The 21786-nt window shown below is 69.6% G+C and carries 11 protein-coding genes; 5 read left to right on the plus strand and 6 right to left on the minus strand.

All coding sequences use genetic code 11. The features are described 5' to 3' along the window. Positions 1-40 precede the first annotated feature (40 nt). Complete coding sequence (locus tag OG927_RS02010; RefSeq protein WP_330319584.1) at positions 41-4330, minus strand: discoidin domain-containing protein; 4290 nt, start codon at positions 4328-4330, stop codon at positions 41-43. A gap of 275 nt (positions 4331-4605) precedes the next feature. Here OG927_RS02010 and OG927_RS02015 point away from each other — a divergent pair. Beyond that, positions 4606-5423 (plus strand): IS5 family transposase gene (locus tag OG927_RS02015; RefSeq protein ID WP_330319585.1). Its coding sequence is split into 2 segments (ribosomal slippage): positions 4606-4954 and positions 4954-5423, totalling 819 coding nucleotides; the frame shifts between segments, so codons are not numbered across the junction. A 204-nt stretch (positions 5424-5627) separates the two neighbouring features. Here OG927_RS02015 and OG927_RS02020 read toward each other — a convergent pair. Further along, entirely contained in the window at positions 5628-6812 is a 1185-nt protein-coding gene (locus OG927_RS02020; RefSeq protein ID WP_330319586.1) for a S8 family peptidase, read from the minus strand. 352 nt (positions 6813-7164) lie between these two features. On the opposite strand from OG927_RS02020, the gene OG927_RS02025 reads away from it, so the two are divergent. Then, positions 7165-10356: an alpha-L-rhamnosidase gene (locus OG927_RS02025; RefSeq protein ID WP_124283219.1), complete on the plus strand. Its 3192-nt coding sequence runs from the start codon at positions 7165-7167 to the stop codon at positions 10354-10356. A 125-nt stretch (positions 10357-10481) separates the two neighbouring features. Here OG927_RS02025 and OG927_RS02030 read toward each other — a convergent pair whose 3' ends face one another. The 4 genes from OG927_RS02030 to OG927_RS02045 form a co-directional block, all read right to left on the minus strand. Next, on the minus strand, positions 10482-12548 hold the full coding sequence (locus OG927_RS02030) for a beta-galactosidase (RefSeq protein WP_056788057.1): 2067 nt from the start codon (positions 12546-12548) through the stop codon (positions 10482-10484). 97 nt (positions 12549-12645) lie between these two features. Beyond that, the gene (locus OG927_RS02035) at positions 12646-13986 is read right to left on the minus strand and encodes an ABC transporter substrate-binding protein (protein ID WP_056788060.1); all 1341 of its coding nucleotides are present in this window, start codon (positions 13984-13986) and stop codon (positions 12646-12648) included. Positions 13987-14139: 153 nt separating this feature from the next. Next, on the minus strand, positions 14140-15081 hold the full coding sequence (locus OG927_RS02040) for a carbohydrate ABC transporter permease (RefSeq protein WP_056788064.1): 942 nt from the start codon (positions 15079-15081) through the stop codon (positions 14140-14142). Between the two features lie 3 nt (positions 15082-15084). After that, positions 15085-16005 (minus strand): carbohydrate ABC transporter permease, encoded by a 921-nt coding sequence (locus tag OG927_RS02045; RefSeq protein WP_056788067.1) that lies wholly within the window; start codon positions 16003-16005, stop codon positions 15085-15087. Positions 16006-16524: 519 nt separating this feature from the next. Between OG927_RS02045 and OG927_RS02050 the strand changes: the two genes are divergently transcribed. From OG927_RS02050 to OG927_RS02060, 3 genes are all read left to right on the plus strand, one after another. Continuing rightward, complete coding sequence (locus OG927_RS02050) at positions 16525-17511, plus strand: LacI family DNA-binding transcriptional regulator (RefSeq protein WP_209471114.1); 987 nt, start codon at positions 16525-16527, stop codon at positions 17509-17511. A gap of 137 nt (positions 17512-17648) precedes the next feature. Next, positions 17649-18254, plus strand: coding sequence for a YdeI/OmpD-associated family protein (locus tag OG927_RS02055; RefSeq protein ID WP_056788306.1), 606 nt, complete (start codon positions 17649-17651; stop codon positions 18252-18254). Between the two features lie 459 nt (positions 18255-18713). After that, a complete protein-coding gene (locus OG927_RS02060; protein WP_209471113.1) occupies positions 18714-21728 on the plus strand; it encodes a carbohydrate binding domain-containing protein in 3015 nt (1004 codons plus the stop codon). Positions 21729-21786 lie beyond the last annotated feature (58 nt).

Here is a 21786-nt window from a genome sequence, read left to right on the forward strand (position 1 = left end):
CCCATGGAAGCCACGAGCCACCCCACCCCCGCCGAGCTCCCTAGGGGTTGATGTTGATCTTGAAGGTGGAGGTGGTGTTCCTGATGTCCTGGGCGTTGCCGCTCAACTTCAGCCCGTTGAAGGTGACCTCACCGACCGCGGGCCCCTGGCCCGACTCGGGCATCTCGTTGGCCCAGAGCCCGAAGCCGGACTTCGCGTCGAACGCGTCGCCGCTCTTGCGCGCACCGGTGATCGAGATGTCGGTGAGGACCGTGTCCTTGACCGGGTACTGCGGCTGTCCCCCGACGTAGTTCGTCTGGAACATGATCCCGCTGTACGTCGGGTCGACGATGTCCACGTGGGAGATCCGGATGCCCTGGAAGACCTTGGAGGCCGAGAACAGCCAGATGCCGGGGAAGGTCTGCGTCCCCCAGAAGTGTCCGCCTGCCCGTACGACCGACACGTTCTCGATCTCCGTGGGGCCGGTCCCGAACCCGTTCATCGGATAGCCGAAGTCCAGCGAACTCACGGTGATGCCGGAGTAGACGAGGGTGTCGGCGATGTGGATGTTGCGGAAGGTGTTGTCGTACCCGCCGTACACGGCCACACCCGCGGCCCGCCAGGTGAGAAGCGACGTCAGGTTCTCGTACACGTTGTTCTTCATGTCCGCGCCGCCCGAGTCGATCGCCGAGAACAGCGCGAAGCTGTCGTCCCCGGTGGCCCTCGCCTCGTTGTTGGTGACGTGGTTGTCGGTGGATCCGTTGGTCATGTTGATGCCGTCGGCGAACATGTTCCGGATCCTGGAGTTCTTGATCGTGACGTCGTCGGTGTTGGCGCCCCAGTAGAGGCACACCATGTGCTCGTTCCAGATGTTGTCGATCACGATGTCCGAGACGTTGGAGAAGTCGAACACCTTGCCCGGTCCGTCGATGCGGGACGTGTAGTTCCCGAAGTACGCGAAGTTCGAGAACGACGAACCCTTCGCGCTCGCCTCGGCGCGGAACCCGATGTCGGTGTTGTCCTGCGTGGCCGGGGCGTGGAAGCGGGTGTACCAGGGCCCCGCGCCGACGACCTTCACCGCCTTGCCGTAGACCTGGAACTTGCTGGCGGTGGAATAGTCACCGGCCGGCAGATAGACGCCCACCAGGGCTCCTGTGGTGTCCATCCGTACCCTGTCCAGGGCGTTCTGCACATCCTGGTGGGTGAAACCCGCCGGCACGGCGTAGGTGGCCGGATCGGGGTTGGCGACCTGGGCGGCCTGTTCCAGGCTGACGAAGTCGATCGCGTAGGTGCTGGTGTTGGCCGCGTCCTTCTGCAGCCGGATCCTGCTGCCGGCCGGTACGGTCCGGCCCAGCATGACGTTCGCCTCGTCGTAGATGTGCCGGGGCGCTCCGGCGCCCGGCGAGTTGCCGGGGCCCGTCTCGTTCCCGTACAGCCACGCGTACTTCGAGGTGAGGTCGATCGCCTTCAGGTAGGTGCCGTCCACGTAGACGTTCAGCTTCGACTCGATGCCGCCGCCGGCCGCGGAGTCGGGGATGGAGAACCGGGTGACCAGGGTGTTCGTGGACGCCCTGGTGGTGAACTCGACGTAGTTGCCGGTGCCGTCGAGGGTGACCGCCCTGCGCCCCGACGCCTCGCCGGCCACGTCACCGACGGTCCGGTTGGGTCCGACCACCTTGGCCCCGCCGCCCGTGACGCCGTCCTCCGCCTCGTACATGTCGTACGGCATGTTGGCGCCCCGCCCGACGAACAGCGATTCGGTGCGGGTGTTGTTCTCACGCTTGACGGGCAGCTCGTTGGCGTCGGCGGCGACCACGATCTTCACCGTGTACGAGCCGTTGGCTGCCGTCCAGGTGCCGAGAGGGACCGGCGCCGTCGTGGAGCCGGCGGCGATGGCACCGTTGTGCGTCCCGGTGAGGGTCTTCACCGTGGCGCCCTTCGCGTCGAGCAGGTGCAGGGAGATCCCGTGGCTGCCGCTCGCGGAGGCCACGGTGCCCTGGTTCCGGAGGGCGACGGAGAAGGCCACGCTGTCGCCGTCGGCCGGGGCGGACGGGGCGGTGGTGACCGCGCTCGCGACGAGGTCCGAGCTGGAGACCGGCTTCACGACGAGCGGCGCGCCCGCGGTGTAGCGGTTGTCGGTCTCGTTCTGTTCGATGATCTCGCCCGCCGGGTCGACGACCGCACCCAGTGGGTAACTGCCCGCGTCGCGCGCCCCGATCCCGGCGGTGACCTGCGTGGAGGCGCCTGCGGCCAGGGCGCCCACCGAGGCGGTGGCGACCTTGGAGCCGCCCAGCTCGAAGTCGAGCTTGCCGGCGGGAGCGGCGAGGGCGCCCGTGTTGCGTACGGTCGCCGACAGCGTGATGGCGTCCGACTCCACCGGCGCGGCCGGGGAGGCCACGACGGCCGAGACCGTCAGGTTCGGGTTGGCGGCCGGCGCTCCCAGCACCTGGAACTCGGCGACCTGTCCGGCGCCGGACCCGCTGTTGGCGGTGAACTTCAGCTGGATGTCGGCGGCCTTGGCGGTGACCGGGATCGTCACCGTGTTGCCGGTGGCGGGACTGAACGCGTAGTCCTTGGCGGCGGCTAGGCTCGTGAAGGACGAGGCGCTCTGCTCCCGCCCGAGCACCTGGATGTTCTGGGTGCGTGCGCCCCAGCTGCTGTCGGGGTTGAGCTTCACCACGACGCTCTCGGTGTCGGCGTTGGACCCGAGCTTGACGGTGAGGGTGTTGGGGTAGCTGCCGCCGGCGCCCTCCCAGTAGGTGGTGAGCGCGTTGTCGTTGGCGTTGGCCGCGACGAACGTGTGGACCACGGACGAGGCGGTGATCGGCTTGCCTACGGCGAGGTTGGAGGCGGAGCCGGTCGAGCCGTTGCGGGTCACCGTGTTGCTGGCGCCGGATGTGTTGCCGGCCGCGTCCCTGGCCCGGACGGTGTAGCTGACGGTCGCGGTCGCGGGCTGCGTGTCGGTGTACGTGGTGACGTCGCCGGCCACACTCCCGCGGAGCACGTTGTTCGCATAGACGTCGTACCTGGTCACGCCCTTGTTGTCGGCGGACGCCTGCCAGGCCAGCCTGATCTGCCCCGCGGACGGTTCGGTGAAGGCCAGCCCGGAGGGGGCGGTGGGTGCCTGCGTGTCACCGGAGTCACCCTGGCGGGTGACGGTGTTGCTGTTGCCCGACACGTTGCCCGCCGCGTCCTTCGCCCGGACGTAGTAGGAGACGCTCTCACCGGCGGGACGGGTGTCGGTGTACGTGGTGACGTCCCCCGCGACGGTGGTCAGCAGTGTGTTTCCGGCGTAGACGTCGTAACCGGTGACGCCGGTGTCGTCCGAGGACGCCTTCCAGGTCAGCCTGATCTGCCCGGTGGACGGCTCGGTGAAGGCCAGGTCGGCGGGGGACGTGGGCGCCTGCGTGTCGCCGGTCCCGGGCCCGTAGACCTCCAGTTCGGAGACCTGCGCGGCCGGCTGGACCGAGTTGCCGGTGACGAGCACCCGCACGTGACGGGTGGTCGTGGCGTCGAAGGAGACGGTCACCGACTGCCCGCCCGCGGCGTCGAAGCCGTAGGCCCGGGAAGCGGTCAGATCGCTGAACTCCGAACCGTTGGTGCTGCCCTGGATCTTCAGCGTCTGGGTCCGCTGCGGCCAGCCGTCGGGCAGGCGCAGCACGACGCGGTTCACGCGGACGGAGGCGCCGAGGTCCGCCTGGATCCACTGCGGCAGCGCGTTGTTCCTGCTCTCCCAGTAGCTGGCCCGGTTGCCGTCGTTGCCGTGGGCCGCCACGTACGTCTCGGTGTGGCTGCTCGCGGTGAGGGTCTTGCCCGCCGCGAGGTCGGCCGACGACTCCTCGGCCTCGCGGACCTCCAGTTCGGAGAGCTGACCGTTGCGCCCCGCCGTGTTGGCCGTGATGTTCACCCGCACGAAGCGGGCCCTGGTGGCCGGGAAGGGGATCGTGACCGTGTTGGACGAGCCGCGTCCGAAGGTGTACGTCTCCGAGGTCTTCAGGGTCGAGAAGCTCGTGCCGTCCGCGCTCCCCTGGACGGAGAGTGTCTGTTTCCTGCTCTCCCATCCCGCGGGCAGCTTCAGTGTCACCTCGTCGATCCGGGCACTCTTGCCGAGGTCGGTCCGGACCCATTGCGGCAGTGACGTGCCGGACCCCTCCCAGTACGTCGACTGGTTGCCGTCCGTCACGTTCCGGGCGGTGTACTCGCTGTCGGCACTGCTCGCCGTCGCGGTGCGGCCCGCGGCGATGCCCGGGCCGTCGGCCGCGACGGCGGTGAGCGACGGCCATCCGATCATCAGAAGACTGGTGGTGACGGCTGCGGAAACGGCTCGCCGTCTCCAGCGTTGGACTCTCATGGGTCCCCGATCTCCCGCCTCGGCACGGGGGCGCCGAGGGCGCGGCTCTGTCTGTGAGTTCCTGACCGTGCGGCTCTGTCCTGTGACGCCGTGACTCCGTGGCGCCTATTTGTGCACATACAGAGCCTTGATTTGCGTTTGGCGGTCAGAGAATTGCAGAGATCTGCGAGAGCGTCCACTGTTCAGACAGAACTCGGGACCCCGGAGCGATGCGGTGTCATCGCTCAACTGGCTAAGACCGTGTCCTATGTGGGGGTTGGCTCGTTGAGCTCGTCATGGGGCGGGGTACGTGGAGTTGGATTGTTCCGGACGGGCTGTGGGAGATCGCGGAGCCGCTGATCCCGCCGTCGAAGGTGCGGCCGCAGGGCGGCGGGACGCAGGACACGCCTGATGAGACGCTGTTCGCCGCGATCATCTACGTGTTGATCAGCGGATGCGCCTGGCGGGCGCTACCGCCGTGCTTCGGGATATCGAAGTCGACGGCCCACCGCAGATTCCTGATCTGGTCACGAGCCGGTGTCTGGGGCCGTCTCCACGAGGAGATCCTGCACCGCCTGGACGACGCCGGCGTCCTCGACCTCTCCCGGGCAGTCCTCGACTCCGCACACGTGAGGGCTAAAAAAGGGGCGAACTCACAGGTCCGAGCCCCGTGGACCGAGGTAAGCCGGGTTCCAAGATGCACGTCCTGTCGGACGCGAACGGACTGCCTCTCCTCGTCGGCCTCTCCGCGGCGAACACCCACGACAGCCTGGCGCTGAAGCCGATGGTCGAGGGTCACCAAACGAGACACGACCCCCACCGCGGCCGGTACTTCAAGCCGCAGCGCTTGCACGCCGACAAAGCCTACGACGTTCCCCACCTGCGGAAATGGCTCTGGGGCAAGCACATCGGCGTGCGCATCGCCCGCAAGGGAGTCGAGTCCAGCGAACGGTTAGGACGCCGCAGATGGGTCATCGAGCGGACCATGTCCTGGCTGACCGGCTACCGCCGACTGAACCACCGATATGAACGTCATCCCCGCAACTACCTGGCCTTTCTCGGCCTCGCCGCCGCCCTCTGCTGCTATAAACGACTCGCTCGACTCACCACATAGGACACGGTCTAAGCCATGAGCTGAATTGGTGAGCCGACAACACGAGGCGAGCGCAATGAAAGGAGACCGCAAGCAACGCAAGCCGTTTGCGTGAGGGTGGAAGGTCACAGAAAGCCCCTGCTCCATGGCACAGCAAGGAGCGGGGCCCGCGGATGCGGACCCCGCTCGCTCGGAGCCGTGGGGACGGTCGAGCCGTGGGGACGGTCAGAGCGCCCCGGCGTACAGCAGCCGGTCGGGCGAGCCCGCACCCAGATTCGTCAGCACACCGGTGGTCGCGTCGGCCGCGAGCCGGTCGGCGACCTCCTGCGGCGTCGCGTCCGGGTTCTCCTCCTTGAGGAGGGCGACGACCCCGGCCACGTGCGGGGCGGCCATGGACGTACCGCTGAGCGTCGAGGATCCGCCGCCGAGCCCGGCCGAGACGATGTCCACCCCGGGGGCGTACATCCACACGCAGGTACCCCAGTTGCTGAACGTCGCCTGACGGTCCTGGTCGTCACTGGCACCCACGGCCACCACGCCGTCGGCGCCCGCCGGGGAGACGTTGCAGGCGTCCTGGTCCTCGTTGCCCGCGGCCACGACGGGCAGGGTGCCCTGCTCCGCGAGCGCGGCGAACGCGTCGTCGACGGCCGACGAGGAAGGACCGCCGAGAGAGGCGTTGACCACTGCGGGCTGTTCGGCGTTCTGGGCGATCCAGTCGAGCCCGGCGATGACCCCGGCCCAGGTGCCCGAGCCCTCGCAGTTCAGGACACGCACCGGGACGAGGGAGGCGGAGCGGGCCACACCGTACGTCGCGCCGGCCACCGTACCGGCCACGTGCGTGCCGTGCCCGTTGCAGTCCTCGCCGTTGCGGCCGTCGTCGATGGCGTCGTAGCCGGCACCCACCCGGCCGCCGAACTCGCTGTGCGCGGACTCGATGCCCGTGTCCAGGATGTAGGCGGTCACCCCCTGGCCCGTCCCGGTCACGTCGTAGGCGCCGTCCAGCGGAAGCGTCCGCTGGTCGATCCGGTCCAGCCCCCAGCTCTCCGCCACCGCACGGGTCTTCGGCGTCGCCGCGACGGCGGGCGGGGCGACGGAGGCCTCGCTGTTCTCCTCGACGGCCTGGACACCGGCCGCGCCGCGGACCTTCTCCAGTTGGGCGGGGGTGAGCGAGGCGGCGAAGCCGCGCAGGACCTTGCTGTAGGTGAACAGGGGGGTGACCCCGATCTGCTCGGCCATGGCGTTCGGCGTCTGCCCGGTGGTGAGGGTGACGATGTACTGACCGGGCACGGCCCGGGTCGACTTCTGCACCGGCACCAGGATCTCGCCGGTGTCGGCCGTGGCAGGGGTGGTGCCGATCAGGGGGACGATCAGCAGTAGAGCGGCTGGTGCCCAGCGGGCGCGCTGGCCCATGTGTTCTCCCTAGGTGCGGAGGAGCCGATCGCGGACCCAGGACAGGTCCGCGAAGTGCGATCACCTGATCTTTCGTCCATATCCGGGGCGCCTTGAGCCGCGTACAGCCGGACAGCGCAACGACCGGGTACCAGGACAGGTCCATTCGGCCGATTCCATGAAAGGTTTCAGCCCACCACCGTGGGTGAACATAGACCTGCCCCGTCGGGGACGTCAATGCCGCACGCAGCAACCTTTGCACCATCCCGCCAGATGGGGACCGATCCCGAAGGAGGGGTTGACAGGGACTGGTCACAACCATAGCTTCGCATGACTGAAACGATTCATCACCGCGCCGTTATGGAGCCGAGTTGTGATCAGCAGAAGACGACTGCTCAGCACCACCGCCGCCACCGCCGCGCTCGCCGCGGTGTCCGCGCCCGCAGCACACGGTGCCGGCCCGGCACGGGCCGCCGCCGGCCGGGCCCGCGTCACCGGGCCGACCGTCGAATACGTGCGCCACCCGCTCGGCCTGGACACCCCGCGGCCGAGACTCAGCTGGCCCGTGGCGTCGGACCGTCCGGGCGGGCGCCAGAGCGCCTACCAGCTGCGGGTCGCCACCTCCCCGGACCGCCTCGGGAAGCCCGATGTCTGGGACAGCGGCAAGGTCGTGTCCGAGCAGTCGGTGCTCGTCCCGTATGCGGGGCCGGAACCGGCGTCCAGGACGCGCTACCACTGGTCGGTGCGCGTCTGGGACGCCGAGGGCCGGGCTTCCGCCTGGAGTGATCCCTCCTGGTGGGAGACCGGGCTCCTGGCGGACTCCGACTGGTCGGCCGGATGGATCGGCGCACCCGCCGCGCTCACCGGCACGCCCGCGCTGGACGGTGCTTCCTGGATCTGGTTCCCCGAGGGGGATCCGGCGGCCGACGCACCCGCGGCCACACGGTGGTTCAGGGGGCGGGCGGACATTCCGCCGGGACTCGTCCGTGCCCGCCTGGTCATGACGGCCGACGACGGGTTCACCGCCCGGGTGAACGGGGTGGAGGTGGCCCACACCGAGGCGGACGGCCCCGCCCAGAACTGGCAGCGGCCCGTCCTCGTGGATGTCACGGCGCACCTCTCCCCCGGTGTCCAGGTGATCTCGGTGGCGGCCACGAACGCGGCCGCCGGACCGGCCGGGCTGCTGGGCGCGCTGGAGCTGACCACAGCCGACGGGGTGGTCACGCTCGTCACCGACGCGGGCTGGCGTTCCACCGACCGGGAGCCTTCGGGGGACTGGCACTCCGGCACCTACGACGACACCGGCTGGTCCACCGCCAAGGTCCTCGCCCCCTGGGGATCCGGACCCTGGGGCAGGGTACGGGCGGCCCACTCCCCCGCCGTCCAGTTGCGCCGGGAGTTCCGGCTGGGCCGCAAGCGGGTCGCGCGGGCCAGGCTGTACTCGACGGCGCTCGGCCTGTACGAGGTGCACCTGAACGGCAGGCGGGTCGGGGAGGACCGGCTCGCCCCCGGCTGGACCGACTACAACAAGCGCGTCCAGTACCAGACGTACGACGTGACCGGCCTGCTCGCACCGGGCGGCAACGCCCTCGGGGTCACGCTCGCGACGGGCTGGTACGCCGGGAACATCGCCTGGTTCGGCCCGCACCAGTACGGCGACCAGCCCGCCGTACTGGCCCAGTTGGAGGTGACCTTCACGGACGGCTCGACCGAGCGCGTGGTCTCGGGGTCCGGCTGGCGCGCCGCGGCCGGGCCCGTCACCGGTGCGGACCTCATGTCGGGCGAGGAGTACGACGCCCGGCTGGAGACCGACGGATGGACCCGCGCCGGGTTCGACGCGTCCGGGTGGCTCGCGGCGGATCCGGTGGACGGCGTCACCGCGGCGCTCGTCGCGCAGGTGGACGGAGCGTGCCGTGTGGCACAGGAGCTGACGGCCCGTGAGGTGACCGAGCCGCAGCCCGGGGTGTTCGTGTTCGACCTCGGGCAGAACATGGTGGGCACCCCGCGCCTCACCGTTTCGGGACCGGCCGGCACGAAGGTGCGGCTGCGGCACGCCGAGGTCCTGAACCCGGACGGCACCCTCTACACGGCCAACCTGCGCACCGCCCGCGCGACGGACACGTACACGCTCAAGGGCGGCGGGCGGGAGACGTACGAGCCCCGGTTCACGTTCCACGGCTTCCGCTACGTCGAGGTGACGGGCTATCCCGGCACGCCGGACCGTGACGCGGTCGTGGGCCGTGTCATCCACACCGCGGCTCCGTTCACGATGGACTTCACGACCGATGTGCCGATGCTCAACCAGCTGCACAGCAACATCACCTGGGGTCAGCGCGGCAACTTCCTCTCCATCCCGACCGACACCCCCGCACGTGACGAGCGCCTCGGCTGGACCGGTGACATCAACGTCTTCGCACCCACCGCCGCCTACACGATGGAGTCGGCGCGCTTCCTCACCAAGTGGCTGCACGACCTGCGCGACGACCAGGTCGCGGACGGCGCCTTCCCGAACGTCGCCCCGGACCTCCCGGGCGTCGGGAGTGGTGCGGCGGGCTGGGGCGACGCGGGCGTGACCGTGCCGTGGGCCCTCTACCAGGCGTACGGCGACGAGCGGGTGCTGGAGCAGTCCTGGTCCTCGATGCTGAGGTGGCTGACGTACCTGGAGGAGCACAGCAGCGGGCTCCTGCGGCCTGCCGACGGCTACGGCGACTGGCTCAACATCGAGGACGAGACACCGAAGGACGTCATCGGCACGGCGTACTTCGCCCACAGCGCCGACCTCGTCGCGCGTATCGCCGAGGCACTGGGCAAGGATCCGGCACCCTACCGGTCGCTGTTCGGCCGGGTGCGCGACGCGTTCCGGGCGGCCTACGTGACGGCGGGCGGCCGGGTGAAGGGCGACACGCAGACCGCCTATGTGCTGGCCCTGTCCATGGATCTGCTGACGGAGGCCGACCGCGGGCCCGCGGCCGACCGGCTGGTCGCCCTCATCGAGGCGAAGGACTGGCACCTGTCGACCGGGTTCCTCGGCACCCCGCGACTCCTCCCCGTACTGACCGACACGGGGCACACGGACGTCGCGTACCGGCTGCTGACGCAGCGGACCTTCCCGAGCTGGGGCTACCAGATAGACCGGGGCGCCACCACGATGTGGGAGCGCTGGGACTCCATCCGGCCGGACGGCAGCTTCCAGGACGCCGGGATGAACTCCTTCAACCACTACGCGTACGGCTCGGTGGGTGAGTGGATGTACGCGAACATCGCGGGCATCGCACCGGGCAGTCCGGGCTTCCGGAAGGTCGTCGTGCGGCCGCGTCCGGGCGGTGGGGTCACGCAGGCCGAGGGCCGGTTCGACTCCCGGTACGGCCCGGTCACCACACGCTGGAGGACGGACGCGGACGGCTTCGCCCTCAGGGTCGTGCTGCCCCCGAACACGACCGCCGAGGTGTGGGTCCCGGGCGGGGACGGGCGGAGTTCCGTCCAGGGTTCGGCGGAGTTCCTGCGGACGGACGAGGGGTGTGCGGTGTTCGCGGTGGGATCGGGAACCCACCGCTTCACCGCCTGACCCCCCTGGTCGGCCGGCGCACCGCGGCCACGCGCCGGTGGGACGGCCCGCAAGGACCGTCCCACCCCGTTCCGCTCCCCGCACCCGAACCGTCGGCCGGCGCCGGGAAGGGTCCGGCCGGCGTTCTAGTGGAAGGGCGTCGTGCCCGATGCCACGCGGAGGACCGCGACGTCCCGCGGGGGAAGCACCATGCCCCCGTCGGCGTCCGGCGCCGGGCCGGTCAGGGCCTCTCCGGCCACCGCGTCGAACGTGACGGGCTCGTCCGTACGGTTGACCAGGAACCAGTAGGACTCCGAGCCGTCGGTCCGTACGGTCAGCTCCACCAGCCCTCGCGCGCTCTCGGGCAGCTCGCTGGACACACCGGCGCCGGCCAGCAGGTCCTTCAGCACCTCGGGCAGCCCGTCGGTGCCCAGCCGGGTGGAGACGTAGGCGGCCGAGCCGCCGTCCGCCAGGTCCCGACGGGTGATGGCGGGGCGGCCGGCGTGGTCACCCGTCTCGTAGCGCGCGAGCACCTCGACCTCGGCGTCGGCCACGGTGATGTGGTCCGTCCACAAGGTGCCGGTGAGGCCGTTGTCGAGGCGTACGTCCACGTCCTCCAGCAGGGGTGCGAACTCCTCGACGCGGATGCCGAGCAGCTCACGCAGGGCTCCGGGGTATCCGCCGAGGTAGACGTGGTCGTTCTCGTCGACGACACCCGAGTAGTAGGTGGTGGCGAGGTGGCCTCCGCCGTGCACGTAGGCGTCCAGCCGGGCGGCGAGGGCCCGGGGGACGACGTGCAGGATGGGGGCCGCGACGAAGTCGTACCCGGTGAGGTCGGTCGTGGTGGTGACGACGTCCACCCGGACGCCCAGCGCCAGGAAGGCGGAGTACCAGTCGAGCGCCTCCTGCCGGTAGCGCAGCAGGGACGTCGGCTGGGAGTCGCGCTCGACGGCCCACCAGGACTCCCAGTCGTACACCAGGGCCGCACGCGCCGGCTCCCGCACGGAGCCGGTGACCGGGGTGAGTCCCTCCAGCGTCCGCCCGAGGGCTGCCACCGCGCGGAACAGCTCGCTGTCCGGACCGGCGTGCGGCACCATCGCGGAGTGGTACTTCTCGGCGCCCGCGGCGGACTGGCGCCACTGGAAGAAGCAGACCGCGTCGGCACCGTGGGCGACGTGGACCAGGGAGTCACGGGCGAGCTCGCCGCGGCTCTTGGCCAGGTTCACCGTCTGCCAGTTGACGGCACTGGTCGAGTGCTCCATCAGGAACCACGGCCTGCCCTCCGCGATGGAGTGCGTGAGGCCGGCGGAGAAGGAGAGCTCGTCCAGTCGCTGCGGGCCGGGGTGCGCGTAGTGGTCGTTGGAGACGAAGTCGATCTCGGCGGCCCAGTCGGGGTAGTTCATGGCCTTGGTCTCGCCCATCACCATGAAGTTGGTGGTGGCCGGGATCTCCGGGGTGATGCGCCGCAGGATCTCGCGCTCGGCGCGGAGGTAGTCCCTCAGCGCGTCGGAGGAGAACCGCTTGAAGTCGAGCTGCTGGGTCGGGTTGGCGTGGCTCGCGGCCAGCCGGGGCGGCTGGATCTGCTCCCATTCGCCGTAGTACTGCGACCAGAAGGAGGTCGCCCAGGCCCTGTTGAGCTCGTCGAGCGTGACGTAGCGGGCGCGGAGCCAGTCGCGGAAGGCACCGGCTGCGTCGTCCGAGTAGTCGTAGACGTTGTGGCAGCCGAGCTCGTTGGAGATGTGCCAGGCGGTCAGGGCCGGGTGGTCGCCGTAGCGGGTGGCCATGGCCTCCACGAGCTTCAGGGCGTACGTGCGGAACACCGGGGAGGTGGGCCGCCAGTGCTGCCGCGCGCCCTGGGAAAGCGTTTCGCCGGTGCGGGTGACCGGCAGGATCTCCGGGTGCTTGGTGGTGAGCCACGGCGGCGGCGAGGCGGTGGCGGTGGCGAGGTCCACCGCGATCCCGTTGTCGTGCAGCAGGTCGAGCACTTCGTCCAGCCAGTCGAAGTCCCAACGGTCCTCGGCGGGTTGCAGGCGGGCCCAGGAGAAGATCGCGACGGAGACGACGGTCACTCCGGCCTCACGCATGAGCCGGACGTCCTCCTTCCACACCTCGCGCGGCCACTGCTCCGGGTTGTAGTCGGCCCCGTAGGCGAATCGCGCGGTGCGGTCGTCGGAGGTCGGGCGCAGCCATGCGCGCTCGGAGGCGGAGGTCATGAGAATCCTTTCGGATACGGGAGGTGCGAGCACGACACAGGGGCGGCGCCTGTCGGACAGACGACCGCCCCTGTGCCAATTCAGTGGTGCGACGTCACTACTTGTTGACGTCGAAGCCCTGGTCGGTGCCGTAGTCGACGGCAGCCTTCTGCCAGGCCTTCAGTCCGTCGGCCAGCGTGGTGTCGGAGACGTACGCCTTGCCCACGGAGTCGTTGAAGATCGAGTTGGCGTAGACCTGGTACGGCAGGTACGACCAGCCGTCCGGCACCTGGCTGGCGGAGCGGGCGAAGATCTCGTTCGCCTTCTGGCCACCGAAGTACGGGAAGGCGGTGTCGAGGAACGTCGCGGAGGTCAGGTCCGCCGTGGTCGCCGGGAAGGCGCCGGCCTTGATGCGGGTCTGGACGCCGTCCGAGTGGTTGGCGTACTCGTTGAACGCGTAGGCCAGGTCCTTGTTCTTGCCCGCCTTCATCACCGCGAGGGAGCTGCCACCGTTCTCGGAGCTCACCTCGGCGCCCTTCTCCCACTGCGGGAGTGCGGCCGCGCGCCAGTCACCCGAGGCGCCCTCGACGCCGGAGACGAAGTTCGCGGGCATCCACGCGCCGGTGGCGAGGGTGGCTATGGTGCCGTCGGCCAGCCCCTTGTACCACTCGTCGCTCCAGGAGCTGATGGGCGCGAGGAGCTTCTCGTCGATGAGCTTCTGCCACACCTCGGTGAAGGCGGTGACGCCCTTGTCGGCGGTGAGGTCGACGGTGACGCTGGTGTCGCTGGTCTTGAACGGGGTGCCGCCGGCCTGCCAGATCATGCTGGTCGTGAAGCCCGCGTCACCGGTGTCGTTGGTGATGTAGGCCTTCGGGTCGGCGGCGTGCAGCTTGCGCGCGGCGTCCAGGTACTCGTCCCAGGTGGTGGGCGTGGCGATCTTGTGCTTGTCCAGGACCTTCTTGTTGAAGAAGAGCGCCATCGGGCCGGAGTCCATGGGCAGGGCGTACACCGCGTCGTCGACGGTGACGGAGTTCCACGGGCCCGGCGAGTAGTCGCGCTTGAAGTCCGAGGCGCCGTAGCCGCTCAGGTCCTGGAGGGACTTGCCGAGGGCGAACTGACCGAGGGCGTAGTACTCGACCTGCGCGACGTCCGGCACACCGGATCCGGCCTGCACGGCGTTCTGCAGGGCGGTGTACTGGTCGTTGCCGGTACCGGCGTTGACCAGCTTCACCTTGACCTTGGGGTACTCCTTCTCGAAGTCGGTGACCACCTGCTTGAGCGTCGGCTCCCACGCCCACACCGTGATCGAGCCGCCCTTCTTGAGAGCCGCCCTGACGTCACCACCCGACACGGTCTTTTCCGAGCCGGCGTCGTCGGAGGACCCGCACGCCGTGAGGCTCAGCGCCGCCGCACACAGCAGGCCGACGCCGCGCATCGCGCGTCTGGTCATGGTTCTCATATCGCTTCACTCCGTTGTGGTGAGGGTGGTTCACGAACCGTCGAGCGTCCGCACGGGGGCGTGCGGAGGTGGGACGCCGCGCGGACCGGGGGCGGGTTAAGCCGTCCCCGGAGCGCGGAGAATCGGTGGCCGACGAGGGCCGGTGGAGCAGGGTCACTCCTTGACGCTGCCCGCTGCCAGTCCGGACTGCCAGTAGCGCTGGAGCATGAGGAAGGCAATGATCAGCGGCACGATGGTCAGCAGGGAACCCGTGATGACCAGGTTGAAGACCGGCTGGCCGCCCGCGGTGGACGCCTGTGCGTTCCAGGCGTTCAGTCCCAGCGTCAGCGGGTACCAGCCCGGGTCCTTGATCATGATAAGGGGCAGGAAGTAGTTGTTCCAGGTCTGCACCATGGTGAACAGCAGGACCGTCACGATGCCCGGGCTCAGCAGGGGGAGTGCGACGCGGAAGAACGTCCGCAGCTCTCCGGAGCCGTCCACCCTGGCTGCCTCGAGGAGCTCGGTGGGGACGGCCTCGGCCGCGAACACCCACATGAGGTAGAGCCCGAAGGGAGAGATGAGGGACGGGATGATGACGGCCCACGGGGTGTCGGTGAGGCCCATCTTGCTGAACATCAGGAACGTGGGGACCGCCAGGGCGGTGGCGGGCACGGCCACGGCGCCGATGACGGTGGCGAAGACGGCGCGCTTGCCCCTGAAGTCGAACTTCGCCAGGCCGTAGCCGCCGAGGACCGCCAGGAAGGTGGCCCCGCCGGCCCCGACGACCACGTAGAGCAGGGTGTTGAGGAACCAGCGGACGAAGATGCCGTCGTCGTACGTGAGCGTCTGCGAGATGTTGTCCCAGAGAGCGAAGTCACCGCTGAACCAGAGGCCGAAGGAGTCGAGGAGGCTCTTCTGTGTCTTGGTCGCGTTGATGACCAGCCAGGCGAGGGGCAGGAGCGCGTAGAGGGCGGTCAGCGCCATGAGCGCCGTGAGCAGCACGCTGCGGCGCGGCTGGTCGGCCGTGTGGCGTCTGCGGGGTGTGCGCCGGGCTACCGGGGCGCGGTGGGTGACTCGCCGGGACGTCTGCTCGGCGCTGTGGGGAGGTGCGCTCATGGCTCACGCCTCCTTTCGCATGCCGCGCAGCTGGACCGCGTACGCGATGATCATCGTGACGAGGCCCATGACGAGGGAGACCGTCGCCGCGTAGTTCTGCTGCCGACCGGAGAAGGACAGCGTGAAGGTGTACAGGTTGGGCGTGAAGTAGGTCGTGATCGCGTTGGGCGCCAGGCTCTGCAGGATGCTGGGCTCGTTGAACAGCTGGAAGCTGCCGATCACCGAGAAGATCGTCGCGATCACCAGCGCCCCGCGGATCGCGGGGATCTTGACCGCGGCGATGATCCGCCACTGGCCCGCTCCGTCGATCTCGGCCGCCTCGTAGAGGGACTTCGGGACGACGCGCAGCGCCGAGTAGAAGATCAGCATGTTGTAGCCGACGAACTCCCAGGTGACGATGTTGCCGATACTGGCCAGCACCAGGGAGGGCGAGAGCGGGTCGGGCAGGGACACGCCGAGGGAGTCGTTGATGTTCGCGACCAGCCCGAACCGGGTGCCGTAGATGAACCCCCACATCAGCGTGGCGACGACGGCGGGTACGGCGTAGGGCAGGAAGACCGATATGCGGAAGAATGCCTTGCCGTAGAGCCTGCCGCTGTCGAGGGCCAGGGCTATGAGCAGCGCGAGGCCGAGCATGACGGGCACCTGTACGGCGAGGAAGAGGGCTACCCGGCCCACCGCCTCCCAGAACTTCTCGTCCTCGAAGGCGCGCTGGAAGTTGTCCAGGCCGACGAACGACGTGCCGCCCACCAGCTGGTCCCGGAAGAAGCTCAGGTAGAGCGAGTAGAGGACCGGGGCGAGGAACACCAGGGCGAACACGGCCATGAACGGTCCGACGAAGATCCACCCGACGCGCCCGCGCCGGGCGCGGGTGCCTCTCGGTGGTGGGCGGCGTCCGGTGGTGAGCGGCGTAACGGCCGTCATTATCTTGGTACTCCTACTGGTCCGGCATTGTGCATGGCCCCGGCCGGAGGGAGACACCGGACATCGTGGAGGCGCGCTGCGTTTCAGAGGCCGATGTTTACGTAAACAACAATCGGTGACGTGATGTCTACACCCCCGCTCCGTCAGCGTCAAGACGCGTCTTCCACCTGGTACGACCATACTTGGGGCGCCACCGGGGGACGGCGGGCACCCGGACGGCGACTCCGCGATGCCGTGTCGGCGGCAGGCCTTCGGAGGTGGTAGGAATATCGGTGATCCGGACCTACGGCCCGTCATGCGGCACGGACCGCACGCGGCGCGGGGCAGGACACATCCCGAGCACGGAAGCCCTCAGGGCGAGCGCTGCGGACGACGGTCCACCGGTGGGGACGACGACCTCTCCCGCACGGCGAAAGGCTCACAGGAACACGACGGAGGCAGAACGAAGTGCACGGACGCGAAGAGTCCGCGGACCGGTCCACGGGCTCCGCGGAACGGCCTCGCCGCAGGGGCTCCTCCATGGCCGACGTCGCACGCCTGGCCGGCGTCTCCTCGCAGACGGTCTCCCGGGTGTCCAACGGACGATCGGCGGTGACCGAGGGGACCCGCCAACGCGTCCTGGCCGCCATGAAGGAGCTCGACTACCGGCCCAACAGCGCCGCGCGCGCCCTCAAGAGCGGCGAGTTCCGCACCCTGGGCGTCATCCTGTTCACGCTGGCCACGACGGGGAACGTCCGCACGCTGGAGGCCATCTCCGCCTCCGCGGCGGACGAGGGCTACGCGATCACCCTGCTGCCCGTCGCGACGCCCACCAGCACCGGGGTCCGGGGGGCCTTCACCGTGCTCGGCGAGCAGGTCGTGGACGGTATCATCGTGATCATGGAAGTCCATCTCCTGGACTCCGCGGTGTCCTTGCCGCCGCACACGCACGTCGTGGTGGCCGATTCGGACGCGGGTGACCGCTACAGCGTCGTGGACACCGATCAGTCCGGTGGTGCCAGGGCGGCGGTGCGGCATCTGCTCGATCTCGGGCACCGCACCGTGGTGCATGTCGCCGGCCCGGCGGAGTCGTTCGCGGCCCAGCGCCGCGCCGGCGCCTGGCGGCAGACCCTGGAGGAAGCGGGACGCCCGGTGCCGCCCCCGGTGGGCGGTGACTGGTCGGCGACCTCGGGTTACGAGGCCGGGCTCGCCCTCGCGGCCGACCCCTCGTGCACCGCGGTCTTCGCGGCCAACGACCAGATGGCTCTCGGCGTCCTGCGCGCCCTGCACGAGCAGGGCAGGCGCGTACCCGAGGACGTCAGTGTCGTCGGGTTCGACGACATCGCCGACTCCGGTTCGTTCGTGCCGCCGCTGACCACCGTGCACCAGGACTTCGCCGAGGTGGGACGACTGTGCGTGGACGGTGTGCTGCGGCAGATCCGCAACGAGACGGCTGAGCGCGGTACCACCCTGGTCCCGACCCGGCTGGTCGTCCGGGCCAGCACGGCCCCACCGCCCTCGGCCTGAACGCCCGCCGGCCGCCTCCGGGCACTCTTCCCGGCCCCGGCCCGGACTTCGGTCGCACACTCCGGGTCGGCGTACGCGCAAGTGGTCGGCGTATCCTGACGGAGCATCAGGCTCACGTCGAAGGAGACGACATGACGATGCCCGACGGCCCGGGACCGGGCGGAGCCGGGGACGGAACGCTTGCACAGCCGCTGTTCTTCGAGCGGCTCGACGGGCTGGAGTCCTGGCTGGAGAGCCATCACGGCGGGCGGGCCGAGCTGTGGCTGAAGCTCGCGAAGAAGAGCACGGGCATCGAGTCCGTCGGGCCCGACGAGGTCGTCGACGTCGCGATCTGCTTCGGCTGGATCGACGGGCAGCGCAGGGCCCTCGACCGGGATCACTACCTGCAGAGGATCACGCCCCGCCGCAAGGGAAGCCTGTGGTCCCTCGCCAACGTACGCAAGGTCGAGGCGCTGACGGTGGCGGGCCGGATGCGGGAGCCCGGGCTCGCGGAGGTGCGCGCCGCGCAGGCGGACGGGCGGTGGGCCGCGGCGTATCCCTCGCAGAAGGAGGCCACCGTGCCCGCCGATCTCGTCGCCGCGCTGGCCGACGACCCCGGGGCGGCGCAGCGCTTCGACCGGCTCGGCAGATCGGCGCGGTACCAGATGGTCCTCCAGTTGCTGAAGGCGCGGACGCCCGAGGTCAGGGCCGCCCGGCTCGCCCGTCTGATGGCGCAGCTGGAGTCCGGCGGCGAGGCCGGCTGAGCCACCCCGCGCCCGTCAGGCACCGATGCCGAGAAGTCCGGGCTCCCGGACAGGGCGGCAAGGCGCCCGGCCGGGGCCGCGATCAGCCGCGGCCGGGCATCAGGCCGAGCGTGCCCGCGAAGCAGACGGCCTGCTTCGGATGCCCCCGGGCGTCGCGCTCGTGGCCCGCACGGACGTCGGCGGGGAAGGTCGCGCCGACCGGAACGCGGCTCGCGGCTCACCGGTCCGGACAGCAGCTTCCGCGCACCCTCTTTACGGGCCTGTCATGCGCAGGTAACTTCCACACTGCAAAAGATTGCAGCAACATTCTGACAGCGTTTGCCGTCAGGACGCACTGCTCGCCGAACCCTGGGGCGCGTCCGGGTTCTCCGGCGGGATCCTCGCAGCCGCTCGCCGGGCGGATGCGCTGTTGGCAGCCGCGGTCCACCCGCCCGCGGCCCCTCCCCTGGAGACACACGAATGAGACGCACCCCCACCCGGCTGCTCGGACGCCCCCTGGGAGCGGCCCTCGCAGCCACCGTGATGCTGGGGCTCCTGACCGCCGTACCGGAGTCCCCGCGCACCGTCGAGGCCGCGCCCGCGGCCGCCTCGGAATCCACCGCGACCGTCTTCTACTACACGAAGACCAAGAACTGGACCGCCCACCGGCTCCATTACGCACCCGACGGCGGTTCCTGGACCACCGTGCCCGGCGTGGTCATGGAAGCCGCGTGCACGGACTGGGTGAAGCAGACCGTGAGCCTGGGCAGCGCGGCCGGTATGGCCGCCACGTTCAACAACGGCTCGGGCGTCTGGGACAACAACGCCGGCAGGAACTACGCCCTCGGCACCGGGAACATCACCGTCAAGGACGGGGTGGTGGCCCACAGCGACCCGTGCGCCGACACGGGCACGGACCCCGGCCCGGGCGGTGCGCACACCGCGTCCGTCTACTACTCGACGGCGACCGTCGGCTGGACGACTGTCAATCTCCACTACCGGCCGACGGGCGGCGCCTGGACCGCCGTCCCGGGGGTGGGCATGGAGGCCGCCTGTACCGGCTGGGTGAAGAAGTCGGTGGACCTCGGCTCGGCGACCACACTGCAGGCCGCCTTCAACAACGGCAACGGGGTCTGGGACAACAACAACGGCAGCGACTACACCCTCTCCGAGGGACTCAGCACGGTGAAGGACCGCAAGGTCACCTCCGCCGCGAAAGACCCGTGCGCGGCCGAGACCCCGGACACCGAGGCCCCGACCGCCCCGGCGAAGGTGACCGCCGACGCCGACGGGATCGCGGTCGTGCTGACCTGGGACCCGTCCACCGACGACCGCGGTGTGACGAAGTACCAGGTGACACGGACCGGCGGCACCAGGGGCACGATGGTGACCGACGTCGGCTCCACGGTGTTCTCCGACACCGGGCTGGAGGAGAGGACGGCCTACACCTACACGGTCAGGGCCCTCGACGCGGCAGGGAACGTCTCCGCCGCCTCCGCCGCCGCCACCGCCACCACGGGGGAGAAGCCGGCGGCCCCGGCCTCCGGGAAGCCGCTGGGCACCGACCCCCGCAAGGACCCGATCTACTTCGTGCTCACCGCCCGCTTCGAGGACGGTGACACCTCCAACAACCGCGGCGGGAGCCAGCACACGAAGTCGGGCAACGCAGCCAACAACGACCCCATGTTCCGGGGCGACTTCAAGGGCCTGGTCAACAAGCTCGACTACATCAAGGGCCTCGGCATGTCGGCCGTCTGGATCACCCCGGTGGTGCTGAACCGGTCCGACTACGACTACCACGGCTACCACGGCTACGACTTCTACGAGGTCGACTCCCGGCTGGAGTCCGCCGGCGCCTCCTACCAGGACCTGATCAACGCGGCCCACGCCAAGGGCATGAAGATCTACCAGGACGTCGTCTACAACCACTCCTCCCGCTGGGGCGCCAAGGGCCTGTTCACCCCGAAGGCGTACGGGGTCCGCGACACCCAGTGGAGCTGGTACTACGACGAGAAGAACGACGGCTTCGAGTACGACGGCCTGACCGTCGAGACCAAGTCCGGGAAGTCGTACTACAACGGTGACCTGTGGTCCACCGCCGAGCCGTCGGGCAACACCTGCGTCAACTGGGGCACCCCCACCCAGTACACCTCGCCCGAGGGGTACCGGATCTACAACTGCCAGTGGCCCAGCCCGACATCGGGCATGTTCCCGAAGGCGTACTACCACAACTGCTGGATCGGTAACTGGGAGGGTGAGGACTCCCGCAGCTGCTGGCTGCACGACGATCTCGCCGACTTCAACACCGAGAGCACGCCCGTGCAGAACTACCTGATCGGCGCCTACAACAAGTACATCGACATGGGCGTGGACGGCTTCCGGGTCGACACTGCCGTCCACATCCCCCGGACGACCTGGAACCGCCGCTTCCTGCCCGCGATCCAGGAGCGCGTCACCCAGCGGTTCGGCGCCGGGGCCGCGAAGAACTTCTTCGTCTTCGGCGAGGTCGCGGCCTTCGTCAACGACAAGTGGAACCGCGGCTCGGTCAACCACTCCGCGCAGTTCTACACGTGGAAGGAACGCAAGGAGTACAGCGCCGACGACGGCAAGGCCGCTCTGGAGATGTACGACTACGAGCAGCAGCAGGGCACCGGATCCCAGCCCACCTCCACCAACGCCTTCCTGAACGGCAACACCTACCACGCACCGGACCACAGCAAGTTCTCCGGGATGAACGTCATCGACATGCGCATGCACATGAACTTCGGCGACGCCGGCAACGCCTACAGCAACGGCAAGGACTCCGACGACAGTTACAACGACGCCACGTACAACGTCGTCTACGTCGACAGCCACGACTACGGGCCCAACAAGAGCAGCGAACGGTACGCGGGCGGCACGGACGCCTGGGCCGAGAACATGTCCCTGATGTGGACCTTCCGGGGCATCCCCACGCTCTACTACGGCTCGGAGATCGAGTTCCGGGCGGGCAAGAAGATCGACTGCGGACCCGGCTGCCCCCTGGAGACCACCGGGCGGGCGTACTTCGGCGGCCATCTCGCCGGTGACGTCAAGGCGTCCGACTTCAGCAAGGTCTCCTCGGCCACCGGCGCGGTCGCCGATACCCTCGCGAAGCCGCTGGTCAAGCATGTGCAACGGCTCAACGAGATCCGCCGGGCGGTGCCGGCGCTCCAGATGGGCCAGTACTCGACGGAGGGGATCAGCGGCTCCATGGCGTACAAGCGCCGGTACACCGACGCGGCGAGCGGCACGGACAGCTTCGCGCTCGTGACCGTCTCGGGCGGCGCCACGTACACGGGCATCCCCAACGGGACGTACAAGGACGCCGTCACCGGGGACACCCGCGTGGTGACGGGCGGCACGCTCGCCGTCCCGGCTCCGGGCAAGGGCAATCTGCGCGTGTACGTCCTCGACCTCGGCGGCCGGAACGCGGCGCCGGGGAAGATCGGGACGGCGGGCGCGTACCTGAAGTGACACCGGGCGTGACCGGGGCGCAGAGGGCGCGCCGGTCACGCCAGTCAGCGGAACACGG

Source organism: Streptomyces clavifer (assembly GCF_036345975.1).
GTDB lineage: Bacteria > Actinomycetota > Actinomycetes > Streptomycetales > Streptomycetaceae > Streptomyces > Streptomyces clavifer.